We start from the raw sequence: 15,776 nt of genomic DNA on the forward strand, positions 1-15,776 counted from the left end.
GGCGCCGCCGGCCAGCGCTGCATGGCCGCGAGCGGGAAACGCCCGCCGGCCGTGCCGCAACGGACAGGACACAGGAGACGTGGACCATGAGAATTGCCCAGATCGCGCCGCTGACCGAATCGGTGCCGCCGAAGCTGTACGGCGGCACGGAGCGCGTCGTGTCCTACATCACCGAGGCGCTCGTCGAGCTCGGCCACGATGTGACGCTGTTCGCCAGCGGCGATTCGACGACGCGGGCGAAGCTCGAGCCGGTCTGGCCGCGCGCGCTGCGGCTCGACTCGTCGATCCGCGACCGGGTCGCGCCGCACATGCTGCTGATGGAGACGGTCGCACGTCGCGCGAAGGACTTCGACGTGCTCCATTTCCACATGGACTACTACTCGTTCTCGGTCTTCAACCGGCAGGAAACGCCTTACGTGACGACGCTGCACGGCCGGCTCGACCTGCCCGAGCAGCAGCCGGTGTTCGACACGTTCAACACGGCGCCGGTGATCTCGATTTCGAACTCGCAGCGCCAGCCGCTGCCGCAGGCGAAATGGCTGACGACCGTCTACCACGGGCTGCCCGATACGCTGTACATGCCGCAGCCCGTCGAACCGCGCTACCTCGCGTTCCTCGGCCGCATCTCGCCCGAGAAGCGCGTCGACACGGCGATCCGCATCGCCCGCCAGTGCGGGCTGCCGATCCGGATCGCCGCGAAGATCGATGCGGCCGACCAGGAATACTTCGAGCGCGAGATCAAGCCGCTCTTCGCGCTGCCGCACGTCGAATTCATCGGCGAGATCGCGGATCACCAGAAGGCCGAATTCCTGTCGGGCGCGCATGCGCTGCTGTTTCCGATCGACTGGCCGGAGCCGTTCGGCCTCGTGATGATCGAGGCGATGTCGTGCGGCACGCCGGTGATCGCATTCAATCGCGGCGCGGTGCCGGAAGTGATCGACGAGGGCGTGTCGGGTTTCATCGTCGAGGATGAAATCAGCGCGGTGGCCGCCGTGAACCGGCTGCACCTGCTGCCGCGCGCGCGCGTGCGACAGCGCTTCGAGGCGCGCTTCACGTCGCGCCGCATGGCGCAGCAGTACGTCGACGTGTACCAGTCGGTGATCCGCGCGCAGAAGCGCTCGCGCTTCAAGGTGATCGACTCGACGACCTGACGCGCGACACGGGCGGATAAAAAAACGGCGATGCCCGCAAGGACATCGCCGTTTGCGCATGGCCCGCGCACGATGTGCGCGGGCATGGCGTCAGCGTCAGATCTTGAGCTTCGTGACCTTCGTGCCGTTGATCGACACGTCGCCCATCAGGCCCGCGTTCGTCAGCACGACGACCTGAACCGGTGCGGTGGCCGTGTTGGAATCGACTGCACCGTTCGCGCCCATCTTCACGAGCGCGACCGACGCGCCGGCGCCGGCTGCCCAGCCGTCCGAGCCGCGGAATTCGTCGAGCGCTTCCTGCGTCATGAACAGGAACACGATCGCCTTCGACTGTGCACCGGCCTGCAGGCCGACCGACAGCGACGACGTGTTGTAGTAGCCGACCGTGCTGCCGCCGACGCGCAGTGCGCCGTTGCCGGACTGGCCGCCGACGATGAAGCCGGCCTGCAGCACGTCCGGGAAGACGAGCACGCCGCGCGACTTCGCGACGAGTTCACGCGAACCCTTGACCGTGGAGTACATGCGCGACAGCGTGGCGTCGACACTCGAGTCGATTGCCTGGCGCTTCGACGCGTTGGTGGCGGCGTTGTCCGGCTTGTCCGGGGTGGTGGTGCAACCGGTGAGCGCGAGGCTACCGACGATGAGCGCAGCGGCGGCTTTCAGCACAAGATTCCGTTTTTGCATCGTTCTTCTCCATCGGATGATGTTCGGAGTGAGTCTCGCTCAGGGAGCGGATCACGTCGGCAGTTATATCACAGCGGATTACAGCCTCTTTTCGTCGCGGCGTAAAAAAGCGTCAAATCGTGTTGGGATGTCGCGGCGTGCCAACGGACGAACCGGTGCCCGCGCGCCGACGCCGGGCCGGCATGCCGGAAACACGGCGGTCGCTCGGATGGCGGCGCCTGCCGCGCGCATCAGTGCGTGACAGGTGGAACGGGCGGCTTGAGCGGGGGGCGGCGCAGCGCGCGGCGGATCAGCGCGATCACGACGCCGCAGGCGAACAGGAACGCGGCCGGCACGACCCAGTAGCCGACGAACGCGTGCCACAGGTAGCCCGCGAGCGTATTGCGGCGCACCACGTATTCGTCGCGGGCCGCCTGCTGGCGCGGCGCATTGGCGGCGAGCACGTCGGCCGGGCAGCCGGCCGCGCGCGCCTCGTCAGGATCCCCATGGCACTTCGCGGCGGCGCCGGCTGCCTGTTGCGCGTCGGTGAGCTGCCAGGTGGTCAGCGCGAGCTGCAGGTCCGCCTTGTTGTATGCCATTTCCTCGCGGATCTCGCGCACGGCGACGATCGCAACGGGCACGGCCCAGAATACGATCACGATCAGCCAGCGGCGGAACCAGCGGTGTTGTCTCCATGCCATCCATGCCTCCGTTTGACGCGTGTGCGCGTCTGTCTCGAGGGCGGCCCGATGGCGCTTCTTGTACTTGGATGGGCCGCGTTGCAGCCATCATAGAAGAAAACGCGGCGAATTGCCGCACCATGTGGCGGCGCCGGTACGGCGGGCCGGGAAAGCGGGGCGGGAGAGGTCGGGGCGGGGTGCGTCGATGCGCATGCAACGAAAACAAAAAATGCCGCGCCCGCCGAAGCGGTGCGCGGCATTCGATACGGGAGCGCCGGAACTCAGGCTGCCGGCTGGCTGCTCAGGCAGCTCTTCATGAACGCCTTGCGGTCGTCGCCTTTCTTGCCGGTGGCTTGCGTGTTGCACGCCTTCATCTTTTCCTGCTGCGTCATTGCTTTCGCGGGCTTGGCCGACAGGCAGTCCTTCATGAACGCCTTGCGTTCGTCGCCCGTCTTGCCGGCGGCCTGGGTGTTACAGGCCTTCATCTTGTCCTGCTGGCTGTTCGCCGCGAATGCGGGGGAAGCCAGCATCCCGCCGAGAAGCACGGCGGCTACGAGCGATTGGATTTTCATTTCGACACTCCCATGGGGTGAATTGCGTTTTATCGACGCCGTCACGAAGCACCGCGCGATGAGGATAGGGCCGCATCGCACCGCGCGCTCCGATTATGGCAAATCAATGTGAAAACACCAAAACGGCACTTCCTATAACGTTGCGGGCACCACGGCCGTTGACGGCCCACCCCGCAGGATGATCGGGACAAACCATGATCTGCCGCGGCCGGCCTCGGCCGCCGCGCCGGAACCTGCCGGATCCCGGCCGCGAGCCTTTACAATCGCGGCCATGAATACTCCGAATTCCGCTTCTCCTTCGTCCGCGGCGAGCCTGCCGCGCATCGCCGTGCTGGCCACCGGCGGCACGATCGCCGGCGCCGCGCCCGACGCGGCCAGCACGGCCGGCTACCAGGCCGGCGCGCTCGGCGTCAATTTCCTGGTCGACGCGGTGCCGGCGCTCGCGTCCGTCGCGCGCATCGATGCCGAGCAGATCGCCAGCATCGACAGCAAGGATCTCGCGCTGCCGCTGTGGAACACGCTGGCCGCGCGGATCGACGCGCTGATGGCCGACCCGGCGGTCGACGGCATCGTGATTACCCACGGCACCGACACGCTCGAGGAAACCGCCTATGCGCTGCACCTGGTCGTCAAGGGCGACAAGCCGGTCGTGCTGACGGCCGCGATGCGGCCGGCGACCGCGCTGTCGTCCGACGGCCCGCTGAACCTGCTGAACGCGGTGACGGTGGCCGCGCATCCGTCCGCGCGCGGGCAGGGCGTGCTGGTTGCGTTCAACAACCGGATCCACGGCGCGCGCGACGTCGTGAAGACGAGCACCTATGCAGTCGATGCGTTCCAGTCGCCGGAACTCGGTGCCCTCGGCTGGGTGCAGGACGGCCGGGTCGAATTCGCGCGCCGCGTCACGCGTTCGCGCGACACGCAACTGGCGATCGCCGCAGCATGGCCGCCCGTCGAAGTCGTCGCCAGCTATGCGGGCGTGGCGCGTACCGCCGTCGATGCGCTGGTCGCGGCCGGCGTGCGCGGTCTTGTCGTCGCGGGCACGGGCAACGGCTCGATTCATGCGACGCTGCAGGCGGCGCTGGCCGATGCGGTGAACGCAGGCGTTGCGGTGGTTCGGGCGTCGCGCGTCGGGTCGGGGCACGTGATGCGCAACGGCGCCGCGAGCGACGATGCGCTCGGCTTCGTGAGTGCAGGGTCGCTGAACCCGTTCAAGGCACGCGTGCTGCTGATGCTCGCGCTCGCGAACGGCATTCACGGTCGCGACGAACTGCAACGCATGTTCGATACGTGGTGACCGGGTGATCGAAACGCGCCGCACGGCGGTGCGCGCCGCCATGAAAAAAAGCAGGCCAATGGCCTGCTTTTTTCGTATCAGCCCGGCAAGAATGCTCAGGACTGCGGCGGAATCACGAGCTTCTGGCCCGGGTAGATCCGGTCCGGGCTCGACAGCATCGGCTTGTTCGCCTCGAAGATCGCCGGGTACTTGTTCGCGTCGCCATAGACTTCCTTGGCGATCGCCGACAGCGTGTCGCCCGGCTTCACGTCGTGGTACTGCACTTCCGGATCGTCCGGCTGGAGATCGTCGTCGTTGACGCCCGCGACGCCCTGCACGTTGCCGGCCGCGACCTTGACCTTGGCTTTCGTGTCGAGGTCGGCGACGCTGCCCGACAGCGTCACGGTGCGCGATGCGCCGTCGAACGCCACGGTCAGGTTCGACGTGTCGAGACCTTGCGTGTTGATGTAGTTCTTGATGGCATCGGCCGCGGTCTGGTTTGCGGCATTCGGATCTTCCGCTGCTTGCGCGTCGGCATGACCCAGCAGTTTTTCACCCGCCTCTTTGATAAACGAAAGAAGACCCATCGTTGCACTCCTTAGGTGGTTGAAAAGAAAACGCGCCGTGAAGTGGCGAAAAAAACACCGCGCTGGGCGCGGTCACCGGAGGTGAACGCAAGCGCGGCGGTTTTCTCGAAAGGCGTGGCGAAAGTGTAGGCGTTCATGACGACGATTGCATGAAAAATCGCACGCTTGAACGTAAAGAAATGTAATACGCGAAATCCGACAGGCGGACACCCGACGACGACGTCTGACCGACCAAGGCTTCCCCGGCGTCGCCGGGTGCCGCTGCGGACCCCACCACGCCGCTCTCAGCCCAGAGCGGCGTTTTTCGCCCCGTCCCGCATGCCGTCGGCAGTGCAGGGCGGGGCGCCCCACCGTGATGCACGAGAGTCTCGCGCATCGATGCGACCGGCCGTGGCCGGTCACGTGTGTCATTCGCGCGTCCGTCATCGCGACGGACCGCGCGTTACCGCATCGACCGAAGGCAGCCGCGCGAGGCGGCCTGCGTTCAGCCTGCCGTCTTCTCGATCTCGAAGTTCGACATGATCTCGAGCGCGCGCACGAGTGCCGAGTGATCCCATGCCTTGCCGCCGTGCGACGCACACACGCTGAACAGCTGCTGCGCGCTTGCCGTGTGCGGCAGGGCGAGGCCGAGCTTGCGTGCGCCGTCGAGCGCGAGGTTCAGGTCCTTCTGGTGCAGCTCGATACGGAAGCCCGGATCGAACGTGCGCTTCGTCATCCGCGCGCCGTGCACTTCGAGGATGCGCGATGCGGCGAAGCCGCCCATCAGCGCCTGGCGCACGCGCTCCGGATCGGCGCCCGAACGTGCGGCGAACAGCAGCGCTTCGCCGACGGCTTCGATGTTCAGCGCGACGATGATCTGGTTCGCGACCTTGCAGGTCTGGCCCGCGCCGTTGTCGCCGACGAGCGTGATGTTCTTGCCCATCTTCTCGAACAGCGGCTTCGCGCGCTCGAATGCCTGCTCGGGGCCGCCGACCATGATCGTCAGCGTCGCTTCGCGTGCGCCGACTTCGCCGCCGGACACCGGCGCGTCGAGGTAGTCGCAACCGAGTGCGTTGATCTGCTTTGCGAATTCCTGCGTGTCGAGCGGCGAGATCGAGCTCATGTCGATCACGAGCTTGCCGGCCGTCAGGCCCTTCGCGACGCCGTCGTCGGCGAACAGCACGTTACGCACGTCCGGCGTGTCCGGCACCATCACGACGATGACGTCCGCGTTCTGCGCGACTTCGGTCGAGTTCGCAACGACCTTCGCGGTCTTGCGCAGATCGTCCGGGATCGGGAACGCGCCGTTCACGACGAGCTGGTGGTCGCCCTTGAGCAGGTTGCGCGCCATGTGCGCGCCCATGATGCCGAGGCCGATGAAACCGATGGTTGCCATGTGAAAGTCTCCTATAGGGCTGAAAACGGGAAGGGCGCTACTCAGGCGGCGCGACGCGCCGAACCCGGTGCGCAGCCGGCGACGCTTTGCAGCCAGCCGAGGCCTTCCGTCGTGGTGGTGCGGGGCTTGTATTCGCAGCCGACGTAGCCGGCATAGCCGAGCCGGTCGAGCAGCGCGAACAGGAACGCGTAGTTGATCTCGCCCGTACCCGGCTCGTTGCGGCCCGGGTTGTCCGCGAGCTGGACGTGGCCGATCGATGCGAGGTTGCGTTCGATCGTCGCGGCCAGTTCGCCTTCCATGCGCTGCATGTGATAGATGTCGTACTGCAGGAACAGGTTATCCGAGCCGACTGCGCGGATCACGTCGAGCCCTTCCGACGAGCGATTCAGCGCGAAGCCCGGGATGTCGAAGCTGTTGCACGGCTCGACGAGCAGGCGGATGCCTTCGCGCTTCAGCGCATCGGCGGCAAAGCGCAGGTTGTCGACGATCGTGACGAAGGTCTTGTCGCGCGCCGTGCTCGCCGACGGGATGCCGACGAGGCAGTTCAGCTGCGGCACCTTCAGCGCCTTCGCGTACTCGATCGCCCGGCCGACACCTTCGTGGAACTCGCCGACGCGATCGGGCAGGCACGCGATGCCGCGCTCGCCCTGGTCCCAGTTGCCGGCAGGCAGGTTGTGCAGCACGAGGCGCAGGCGATGCGTCTCGAGCCGCTCGGCGAGTTCCTCTTTCGCGTACGGATACGGGAACAGGAACTCGACGGCGTCGAAGCCCGCGTCGGCGGCCGCCTTGAAGCGGTCGAGGAACGGCACTTCGTTGAACAGCATGGTCAGGTTTGCAGCAAACTTCGGCATGAGCTAAGCCTCTTCGGTCGGTCAGTCAAAAATGTCGTTCGGTTCAGTCGAGCATCGAGATCGCGGTCGGTGCGTGCTCGGCCTTGTCGGCGAGATCCTCGAATTCGTTGATCGCGTCGATTTCGGTGCCCATCGAGATGTTCGTCACGCGCTCGAGGATCACTTCGACGACCACCGGCACGCTGAACTCTTCCGCGAGCGTTTGCGCCTGGCGCAGCGCCGGCTCGATCTCTTCCGGCTTGAACACGCGCAGCGCCTTGCAGCCGAGGCCTTCCGCGACGGCCACGTGGTCGACGCCATAGCCGTTCAGTTCCGGCGCGTTCACGTTGTCGAACGCGAGCTGCACGCAGTAATCCATGTCGAACGCACGCTGCGCCTGGCGGATCAGCCCGAGGTACGAGTTGTTCACGACGACGTGCACATACGGCAGCTTGAATTGCGCGCCGGCTGCCAGTTCCTCGATCATGAACTGGAAGTCGTAGTCGCCGGACAGCGCGACGATCGGGCGGCTCGGGTCCGCTGCACGCACGCCGAGCGCGGCGGGGATCGTCCAGCCGAGCGGGCCGGCCTGGCCGCAGTTGATCCAGTTGCGTGCCTTGAACACGTGCAGGAACTGCGCGGCGGCGATCTGCGACAGGCCGATCGTGCTGACGTAGCACGTATCGCGGCCGAACACCTTGTTCATCTCTTCGTATACGCGCTGCGGCTTGACCGGCACGTTGTCGAAGTGCGTCTTGCGCTGCAGCGTGCGCTTGCGCGCCTGGCATTCCGAGACCCATGCGCTGCGGTCCTTCAGCTTGCCGGCGGCCTTCCATTCCCGTGCGACGGCGACGAACAGCTCGAGTGCCGCCTTCGCGTCCGACACGATGCCGAGATCCGGGCCGAACACGCGGCCGATCTGCGTCGGCTCGATGTCGACGTGCACGAACTTGCGGCCCTTCGTGTAGACCTCGACGCTGCCCGTGTGGCGGTTCGCCCAGCGGTTGCCGATGCCGAGCACGAAGTCGGACGCGAGCATCGTGGCGTTGCCATAGCGGTGCGACGTTTGCAGGCCGACCATGCCCGCCATCAGCGGGTGGTCGTCGGCAATCGCGCCCCACGACATCAGCGTCGGGATCACCGGCACGCCGATCGTTTCGGCGAACTGCACGAGCAGGTCTTCGGCCGCTGCATTGAGCACGCCGCCGCCCGACACGATCAGCGGCTTGTCCGCGTCGTTGAGCATCGCGAGCGCCTTCTCGATCTGCGCGCGGGTGGCCGCGGGCTTGTAGACCGGCAGCGGTTCGTACGTGTCGATGTCGAATTCGATTTCGGCGAGTTGCACGTCGATCGGCAGGTCGACGAGCACCGGGCCCGGGCGGCCCGAGCGCATCAGGTGGAATGCCTGCTGGAACACGCGCGGCACGAGCGCCGGCTCGCGCACGGTGACGGCCCACTTCGTGACGGGCTTCGCGATCGATTCGATGTCGACGGCCTGGAAGTCTTCCTTGTACAGGCGGGCACGCGGTGCCTGGCCCGTGATCGCAAGGATCGGAATCGAGTCTGCCGATGCGGAGTACAGGCCGGTGATCATGTCCGTGCCGGCAGGGCCCGACGTGCCGATGCACACGCCGATGTTGCCCGGGGCGGCCCGCGTGAAGCCTTCGGCCATGTGCGACGCGCCTTCGACGTGGCGCGCCAGCACGTGGCTGATGCCGCCCGACTTGCGCATCGCCGAGTAGAACGGGTTGATCGCTGCACCCGGCACGCCGAACGCGGTCTGGATGCCTTCCTTCTCAAGCACGAGCACAGCTGCGTCGACGGCTCTCATCTTGGCCATGAATGTCTCCTTGAATGTGATGGATCTTGCAAATCGGTCTGTTGGGGACACTTTAGGGATGCAGGAAAGGTTTGATAAGATCAGCCGAAGTCGCTTTTTTCGAAACTAAAAGTATGGAATGACGGCCGGGCGTGGCTTTCCGCCGGTGCCGGAACAGAGACGGAGACGGGAGATGGATCGCTTCAAGCAGATCGAGACGTTCGTGCGGGTGGCCGATGCCGGCAGCCTCGCGGCGGCGGCGCTCGAGGAGGGCGTGTCGCCGGTCGTGCTCGGGCGGCGCATCGACGCGCTCGAAAAGCGTCTCGGCGTGAAGCTGATGTACCGCTCGACGCGGCGGCTGGTGGTCAGCGAGGAGGGCGCCGCGTTCCTCGAGCGCTGCCGCGGCCTCCTGTCCGAATGGGACCAGGCCGAGAACGAGCTGGCCGCCGGGCGGCGCGCGGTCAGCGGGCACCTGATCGTGTCCGCGCCAGCCGCGTTCGGGCGCAAGCACGTCGCGCCGCACGCACCGGGCTTTCTGGCCGACAAGCCCGAGATGCAGCTGTCGTTCAACCTGACCGACCGCGTCGTCGATCTCGTGCGCGAGGGCTATGACCTGTCGATCCGGATCGGCGGTGCCGTCGATCCGAACTTCGTTGCGGTGAAGCTTGCGTCGAACCGGCGCGTCGTGTGCGGCACGCCCGAGTATTTCCGGCGGCACGGCCGGCCGAAGTCGCTCGACGATTTGCTGAAGCACAACTGCCTGGCGTTCAACCTGCAGGGCGGACAGAACCGCGGCTGGTATTTCCAGCGCCACGGCAAGATCGCGACGATGCGCGTGGCGGGCAATCTCGACTGCAACGACGGCGAACTGCTGCACCGCTGGGTGGCCGAAGGCCTCGGGCTCGGCTGGCGTTCGACATGGGAAATCGCCGCGCAGCTCGAGACGGGCGAGCTCGAGACCGTGCTCGACGAGTATGCATTGCCCGACTACGACATCCTTGCGGTCTATCCGCAGCAGCGCTACGTGCCGGCACGCGTGCGCTATTTCATCGACTACCTGCGCGCTGCCTACGCCAGCCCCGGCTACTGGAGCACCACGCCGTAACCGGCACGGCCGGCCCGGCCACAAGGCCGCCCGGCGATTTTTTACGCTTCGGGCGCACGGCGCGGGAATAAACTCGACGCAACGACGGTAAGGTCATCGAGCGCGCACGTTGCCGGTCTGTCCGGGCACCATGCGCGGAACGGGCGCGGCTTTGGCCGCCGGGACCAGGGAGGCCATGTGGGGCAAGCCGGACAGGCGGTCGATGAGCGGTTGGCGGACGACGCTGTCGCGCGCGGCGAGCGGTTTCGTATGCTCGTGCTGCCGCATCTCGACGCCGCGTACAACCTCGCGCGCTGGCTGAGCGGCAGCGCCGGCGATGCGGACGACGTCGTCCAGGACGCGTGCATGCGCGCGCTGCGCTTCGTCGATTCGTGTCGCGGCGACAACGCGCGGCCGTGGCTGCTGACGATCGTGCGCCATACCTGGTACACGGAATGGCGGCGCCGTACGCATGCGCACGAGGTTGCGCTGCCCGACACGCTCGACGACACCGACGTCCCCGACGACTGGCAACCGGCGACCGAGGATCCGCTCGCGCACCTGCTGCGCGGCGAGAACGTGCGGCTCGTGAATGAAGCGCTCGCGAAGCTGCCGCCCGAATACCGCGAGGTGCTCGTGCTGCGCGAGATGGAGGACCTGAGTTACCGCGAGATCGCGGCGATCGCGGATGTGCCGGTCGGCACGGTGATGTCGCGGCTCGCACGTGGCCGGCGCAAGCTCGCCGCGCTGCTGGGCGGCCCGCCGGCACCGGCGGCCGAAGGCAGGCCGGGCCGTACGCCGGCCGGCGGAACCGCATCGGAGGCTATCGATGGACTGTAACGAAGCGCGAGCGTTGCTGGACGCGGACGTCGACCGCGAGCTGTCGGCGCCCGATGCGTTGCGGGTTCAGCAGCATGTAGAAGGGTGCGACGTGTGCCGCCATGAACGCGCGCGGATCGTCACGCTGGTGCAGGCCGTGCGTCAGGCCGACTATCACCGTGCACCGGATGCGCTGCGTGCCAGGATCCTCGCGAGCCTGCCGGCAGTGGCCGACGCCCCTGCACGCGAGCAGGCGCGGGCGGAGCCGCAGTCCGAACCGCGACCACAGCCGCAGCCGCGTGGCCGCCGCTGGTTCTCGTGGCTGACGGATCACGGCGGGTCGGCACGCCCGGCGTCGGCCGGCACGGGGCCGCGGGTTGCTGCGCTGCCCGGCCTGGGTTGGGGCGTAGCGCTGCTGGTGGCACTTGCCGCGGCGGGCGGGATGGCGTTGTCGGCGCGCCACGCCGACACGGATCGCACGGTCGACGAACTCGTGTCGAGCCACGTACGGGCCGACCTGTCGGCGCGCGACATCGACGTGATCTCGACCGACCGGCACACGGTCAAGCCGTGGTTCAACGGCCGGCTCGACTATGCGCCGCCGGTCGAGGATCTCGCGGCGAACGGCTTTGCGCTGGTCGGCGGCCGGCTCGACTACGTCGGGCGGCGCCGCGTCGCGGTGCTCGTCTACCGTTACCGGCAGCATGTGATCGACGTGTACGTGCGGCCGGCCGGGGAAGGGCCGGGGGCGCCGTACGCGACCGTGTCGCAGGGCTATGCGCTCGACCGCTGGGACGCGGCCGGGATGACGTGGTGGGCCGTGACCGACGCCGAGCCGTCGGCGCTCGCGGCGTTCAGGACCGCGCTCGATGCGCGGCTCGCCGGCACGCGCAGCGAGTGACGGCACGGCGGCGGGCGGCGGGGCCCGTCGTACGCTTCTGTTCCGACCCTGACCGGGAATGAAGACCGAAGGCCGGCCCGCTTGTCCGGGCTCGCCCCTTCGCCCCTTCAAGTCTTTGAAAACATGGCCGAATCTGCGCGCGAATCGTCGATTGGCCTTGCATGCGCCCCGTATCCGGGTTAGAATCTTCGGCTTCTCACTTGCCACACCGGTTCAGACGCCCGGGTGGCTTCAATCCACAAGGAGTGTGTAATGCGTCATTACGAAATCGTATTCATCGTGCACCCCGATCAAAGCGAGCAAGTGCCCGCGATGATCGAGCGTTACAAGACCACGATCACGTCGCACGGCGGTCAGATCCACCGTGTCGAAGACTGGGGCCGTCGCCAACTGGCCTACATGATCGAGAAACTCGCGAAGGCTCACTACGTCTGCATGAACATCGAGTGCGACCAGACGACGCTCGACGAACTCGAACACGCGTTCAAGTTCAACGACGCCGTGCTGCGTCACCTCATCGTCAAGATGAAGAAGGCCGAAACCGGCCCGTCGCCGATGATGAAGGAAGTTCAGCGCGAAGAAGCCAAGAAGGCGGCTGCAGCTCAGCCGACCGAAGCGCAGGCTTAAGTTCGTCATTCATTAAGCCATCAAGGAGCGCGTCACTCACGTGAACAGGTTGCAATTGAAGGCAAGCGTCGTCGAACGCGCACCGGTGCGATATACGCCGGCGGGTGTTCCGATCGCAAGCGCCACATTGCATCACCGCACGGAAGTCGTCGAAGCAGGTATTCCCCGTCAGGTCGAAATGACGATCGAGGCGGTGGCGGCCGGTGAGGCGAGCGGCAGGCTGGAAAGCCGTGAAATGGGCGTCGAAACGCTGTTCACGGGCTTCCTGGCAAAGAAAAGCCGCAACGCGAGAACCTTGGTGTTTCACATCACAGCATTGCAGGACATTGGAAAGGACTGAAATCATGCCCCGCCCGACTGGTAAGAAATTCGACAAGCGTCGTCAGCAACAAAACCCGCTCTTCAAGCGCAAGAAGTTCTGCCGTTTCACGGCTGCAGGCGTCGAGCAGATCGACTACAAGGACACGGAAACGCTGAAGGACTTCATCGGCGAAAACGGCAAGATCACGCCGGCTCGTCTGACGGGTACGAAGGCGCACTATCAGCGTCAGCTGGATACGGCCATCAAGCGTGCGCGTTTCCTCGCGCTGCTGCCGTACACCGATCAGCACAAGGCGTAATCAGGCGACGCAATAAGGAGAATTCGAATGCAAATCATTCTGTTGGAAAAAGTCGCCAATCTGGGTAACCTCGGCGACATCGTCAAGGTCAAGGACGGTTACGCTCGCAACTTCCTGATCCCGAACCGCAAGGCTCGCCGTGCAACGAAGGAAGCGATCGCCGAATTCGAAGTGCGCCGCGCTGAACTCGAAAAGGTCGCCGCTGAAAAGCTGGCAGCATCGCAGGCGGTCGGCGAGAAGCTGAACGGCCAGTCGTTCGAAATCACGCAGAAGTCGGGCGTTGACGGTCGTCTGTTCGGCTCGGTCACGAACGGCGACGTCGCGGAACTGCTGAAGAAGGCAGGTTTCGAAGTCGAGAAGCTGCAAGTTCGCATGCCGGAAGGCCCGCTGAAGATGATCGGCGAGCACAACGTCCAGGTCGCGCTGCACACGGACGTCGTCGTCGACGTCACGGTCAACGTGATCGGCGACCACGCGTAAGCGTACGCAAGCTTTCCGGGCGGCTTCCGTCGTCCGGACAAGGGCAGGCGCCCGGGCAACCGGGGCCTGCCTTTTTTATTGCCTGTTGGTCGGCGCCCGTCTCTAGCAACGTCGTAGGTTATTCGCGATAATCCCAACCCATGAACGCGCCGCAAGATCCTCAAATTGAATCGCTGAAAGTCCCGCCGCACTCGGTCGAGGCCGAGCAATCGGTGCTCGGCGGCCTCTTGCTCGACAACGCGGCATGGGATCGGATTGCCGACTTCCTGTCGCAGGGCGATTTCTACCGCTACGACCACCGGATCATCTACGAGCACATCGGCCGCCTGATCGCGTCGACGCGCCCGGCCGACGTCGTGACCGTGTATGAAGCGCTGGTCACGTCCGGCAAGGCCGACGATGTCGGCGGGCTCGCGTACCTGAACGCACTCGCGCAGAACACGCCGAGCGCGGCGAACATCCGCCGCTATGCGGAAATCGTGCGCGACCGCGCGGTGCTGCGCCGGCTCGTGTCGGTCGCCGACGAAATTTCGGCCGATGCATTCAACCCGCAGGGCAAGGAAGTCCGCCAGCTGCTCGACGAAGCCGAGTCGAAGGTGTTCTCGATCGCCGAAGAGGGCGCGCGCGGCAACCAGGGCTTCCTCGAGATCGGCCCGCTGCTCACGCAGGTCGTCGAGCGCATCGACACGCTGTACCACACCGCGAACCCGAGCGATGTCACGGGCACGCCGACGGGCTTCGTCGACCTCGACCGGATGACGTCCGGGATGCACGGCGGCGAGCTGATCATCGTTGCAGGGCGTCCGTCGATGGGTAAGACCGCCTTCTCGATGAACATCGGCGAATACGTCGCAGTCGAGTACGGGCTGCCGGTCGCGGTGTTCTCGATGGAAATGCCGGGCACCCAGCTCGTGATGCGTATGCTCGGCTCGATCGGCCGGCTCGACCAGCACCGGATGCGGACCGGTCGCCTGACCGATGAGGACTGGCCGAAGCTGACGCACGCGGTGCAGAAGATGAGTGAGGCGCAGCTCTTCATCGACGAAACGGGCGGCCTGAACCCGATGGAATTGCGCTCGCGCGCGCGGCGTCTCGCACGGCAATGCGGCAAGCTCGGCCTGATCATCGTCGACTACCTGCAGCTGATGTCGGGTTCGTCGCAGGGCGAGAACCGCGCGACCGAAATCTCGGAAATCTCGCGATCGCTGAAGAGCCTGGCAAAGGAGCTGGACGTGCCGGTGATCGCGCTGTCGCAGTTGAACCGCGGCCTTGAACAGCGCCCGAACAAGCGTCCGGTGATGTCCGATTTGCGCGAATCGGGCGCAATCGAACAGGATGCGGACGTGATCCTGTTCATCTATCGCGACGAAGTCTACAACCCGGACAGCCCCGACAAGGGCACGGCCGAAATCATCATCGGCAAGCAGCGTAACGGCCCGATCGGCCCCGTTCGGCTCACGTTCCTGGGGCAATTCACGAAGTTCGACAACTTTGCAGGGGCGCAGACCTTCTACGGCGAGTAACGCCGGATGTAAAGCCCTAATTCGCCAAACGTTGTATCCAATCCCGCCGTGCGCATATGCGCGCGGCGCGGCCCGACCGGAAACGGTACAATGTCGCCCGTTTTCGTGACAGTAGTTTGACAATCTCTCAGGAATCCCATGTTCGGTCGATTCATGCCCACCGAGGGCAAGTTCTTTGAACTCTTCAACGCGCACGCGAAGCACATCGTTGCCGGCGGACGCGAACTCGAACTGCTGATCGACAATCTCGCCGATGCCGAGATTCACAAGCAAAACGTGCAGACCGCCGAGAAGGCCGCCGACAAGCTCACGCACGAGGCGATCGATCTGCTGCACAAGACTTTCATCACGCCGCTCGATCGCGACGAGATCCACAAGCTGATCACGACGATGGACGACATCCTCGACCTGATGGAAGACGTCGCGACGGCCGTGTCGCTGTACGACGTGCAGTCCGTCACGTCCGAGGCGAGCCAGCTCGCGCACATCGTCACGCAGTCGGCCCAGCACGTGCAGCAGGCAGTCGGGTTGCTGTCCGACATGAAGCAGTCGGCGCAGATCCTCAAGCAGTGCGAGGAGATCGACCGCTGGGAGTCGGAGGCCGATCGCGTGCTGCGCTCGGCAATGTCGAAGCTGTTCCGCGAGGAAGACGACGTGAAGACGCTCATCAAGCTGAAGGCGATCTACGAGCTGCTCGAAGAGATCACCGACAAGTGCGAGGACGTCGCGAACATCATCGAAGGCATCGTGCTGGAAAACGCCTGAGCGGACC

At 65.6% G+C, this 15,776-nt stretch carries 19 protein-coding genes; 11 read left to right on the forward strand and 8 right to left on the reverse strand.

Going from position 1 to position 15,776, the window contains the following annotated elements; all coding sequences use genetic code 11:
- The first annotated feature begins 86 nt into the window (after nucleotides 1-86).
- A complete protein-coding gene (locus tag B7G54_RS13145; RefSeq protein WP_085039468.1) occupies nucleotides 87-1,151 on the forward strand; it encodes a glycosyltransferase family 4 protein in 1,065 nt (354 codons plus the stop codon).
- A gap of 96 nt (nucleotides 1,152-1,247) precedes the next feature.
- On the opposite strand, the gene B7G54_RS13150 is transcribed toward B7G54_RS13145, so the two are convergent.
- From B7G54_RS13150 to B7G54_RS13160, 3 genes are all read right to left on the reverse strand, one after another.
- Nucleotides 1,248-1,835 (reverse strand): BPSL1445 family SYLF domain-containing lipoprotein, encoded by a 588-nt coding sequence (locus tag B7G54_RS13150; RefSeq protein ID WP_085039469.1) that lies wholly within the window; start codon nucleotides 1,833-1,835, stop codon nucleotides 1,248-1,250.
- 230 nt (nucleotides 1,836-2,065) lie between these two features.
- A complete protein-coding gene (locus tag B7G54_RS13155) occupies nucleotides 2,066-2,515 on the reverse strand; it encodes a hypothetical protein (protein ID WP_085039470.1) in 450 nt (149 codons plus the stop codon).
- A 260-nt stretch (nucleotides 2,516-2,775) separates the two neighbouring features.
- Nucleotides 2,776-3,066, reverse strand: coding sequence for a PsiF family protein (locus tag B7G54_RS13160; protein WP_034181226.1), 291 nt, complete (start codon nucleotides 3,064-3,066; stop codon nucleotides 2,776-2,778).
- Between the two features lie 271 nt (nucleotides 3,067-3,337).
- On the opposite strand from B7G54_RS13160, the gene B7G54_RS13165 reads away from it, so the two are divergent.
- Nucleotides 3,338-4,360 carry an asparaginase gene (locus B7G54_RS13165; protein WP_085039471.1) on the forward strand — a complete coding sequence of 341 codons (1,023 nt, stop codon included), beginning with the start codon at nucleotides 3,338-3,340 and terminating at the stop codon, nucleotides 4,358-4,360.
- 95 nt (nucleotides 4,361-4,455) lie between these two features.
- Here the strand turns inward: B7G54_RS13165 and lysM are convergent, their stop codons facing one another.
- From lysM to gcl, 5 genes are all read right to left on the reverse strand, one after another.
- Nucleotides 4,456-4,926: a peptidoglycan-binding protein LysM gene (gene lysM, locus B7G54_RS13170; protein WP_021162125.1), complete on the reverse strand. Its 471-nt coding sequence runs from the start codon at nucleotides 4,924-4,926 to the stop codon at nucleotides 4,456-4,458.
- Nucleotides 4,927-4,937: 11 nt separating this feature from the next.
- Nucleotides 4,938-5,063, reverse strand: coding sequence for a hypothetical protein (locus B7G54_RS39990; RefSeq protein WP_256093589.1), 126 nt, complete (start codon nucleotides 5,061-5,063; stop codon nucleotides 4,938-4,940).
- A 347-nt stretch (nucleotides 5,064-5,410) separates the two neighbouring features.
- Nucleotides 5,411-6,301: a 2-hydroxy-3-oxopropionate reductase gene (locus tag B7G54_RS13175; protein ID WP_085039472.1), complete on the reverse strand. Its 891-nt coding sequence runs from the start codon at nucleotides 6,299-6,301 to the stop codon at nucleotides 5,411-5,413.
- A 41-nt stretch (nucleotides 6,302-6,342) separates the two neighbouring features.
- Entirely contained in the window at nucleotides 6,343-7,152 is an 810-nt protein-coding gene (hyi, locus tag B7G54_RS13180; protein ID WP_085039473.1) for a hydroxypyruvate isomerase, read from the reverse strand.
- Between the two features lie 43 nt (nucleotides 7,153-7,195).
- Nucleotides 7,196-8,971, reverse strand: coding sequence for a glyoxylate carboligase (gene gcl / locus B7G54_RS13185; RefSeq protein WP_085039474.1), 1,776 nt, complete (start codon nucleotides 8,969-8,971; stop codon nucleotides 7,196-7,198).
- A gap of 172 nt (nucleotides 8,972-9,143) precedes the next feature.
- Here gcl and B7G54_RS13190 point away from each other — a divergent pair, with 172 nt between their 5' ends.
- From B7G54_RS13190 to B7G54_RS13230, 9 genes are all read left to right on the forward strand, one after another.
- Complete coding sequence (locus tag B7G54_RS13190) at nucleotides 9,144-10,055, forward strand: LysR family transcriptional regulator (protein WP_085039475.1); 912 nt, start codon at nucleotides 9,144-9,146, stop codon at nucleotides 10,053-10,055.
- A 177-nt stretch (nucleotides 10,056-10,232) separates the two neighbouring features.
- The gene (locus B7G54_RS13195) at nucleotides 10,233-10,874 is read left to right on the forward strand and encodes an RNA polymerase sigma factor (RefSeq protein WP_085039476.1); all 642 of its coding nucleotides are present in this window, start codon (nucleotides 10,233-10,235) and stop codon (nucleotides 10,872-10,874) included.
- The gene (locus tag B7G54_RS13200) at nucleotides 10,864-11,754 is read left to right on the forward strand and encodes an anti-sigma factor family protein (RefSeq protein ID WP_085039477.1); all 891 of its coding nucleotides are present in this window, start codon (nucleotides 10,864-10,866) and stop codon (nucleotides 11,752-11,754) included. Before B7G54_RS13195 ends, B7G54_RS13200 begins: the two co-directional genes overlap by 11 nt.
- Nucleotides 11,755-12,006: 252 nt before the next feature.
- The gene (gene rpsF / locus B7G54_RS13205; RefSeq protein ID WP_006402295.1) at nucleotides 12,007-12,381 is read left to right on the forward strand and encodes a 30S ribosomal protein S6; all 375 of its coding nucleotides are present in this window, start codon (nucleotides 12,007-12,009) and stop codon (nucleotides 12,379-12,381) included.
- Nucleotides 12,382-12,421: 40 nt separating this feature from the next.
- The gene (priB, locus tag B7G54_RS13210) at nucleotides 12,422-12,721 is read left to right on the forward strand and encodes a primosomal replication protein N (RefSeq protein WP_014896852.1); all 300 of its coding nucleotides are present in this window, start codon (nucleotides 12,422-12,424) and stop codon (nucleotides 12,719-12,721) included.
- A 4-nt stretch (nucleotides 12,722-12,725) separates the two neighbouring features.
- Nucleotides 12,726-13,001 carry a 30S ribosomal protein S18 gene (rpsR, locus tag B7G54_RS13215; protein ID WP_006486248.1) on the forward strand — a complete coding sequence of 92 codons (276 nt, stop codon included), beginning with the start codon at nucleotides 12,726-12,728 and terminating at the stop codon, nucleotides 12,999-13,001.
- A gap of 27 nt (nucleotides 13,002-13,028) precedes the next feature.
- Entirely contained in the window at nucleotides 13,029-13,481 is a 453-nt protein-coding gene (gene rplI / locus B7G54_RS13220) for a 50S ribosomal protein L9 (RefSeq protein WP_085039478.1), read from the forward strand.
- A 140-nt stretch (nucleotides 13,482-13,621) separates the two neighbouring features.
- Nucleotides 13,622-15,004 (forward strand): replicative DNA helicase, encoded by a 1,383-nt coding sequence (locus B7G54_RS13225; RefSeq protein WP_085039479.1) that lies wholly within the window; start codon nucleotides 13,622-13,624, stop codon nucleotides 15,002-15,004.
- Nucleotides 15,005-15,142: 138 nt separating this feature from the next.
- Nucleotides 15,143-15,769 (forward strand): DUF47 domain-containing protein, encoded by a 627-nt coding sequence (locus B7G54_RS13230; protein WP_085039480.1) that lies wholly within the window; start codon nucleotides 15,143-15,145, stop codon nucleotides 15,767-15,769.
- The last annotated feature ends 7 nt before the right edge of the window (nucleotides 15,770-15,776 follow it).

It is taken from the genome of Burkholderia puraquae, from assembly GCF_002099195.1.
In the GTDB taxonomy this organism is placed as follows: Bacteria; Pseudomonadota; Gammaproteobacteria; order Burkholderiales; family Burkholderiaceae; genus Burkholderia; species Burkholderia puraquae.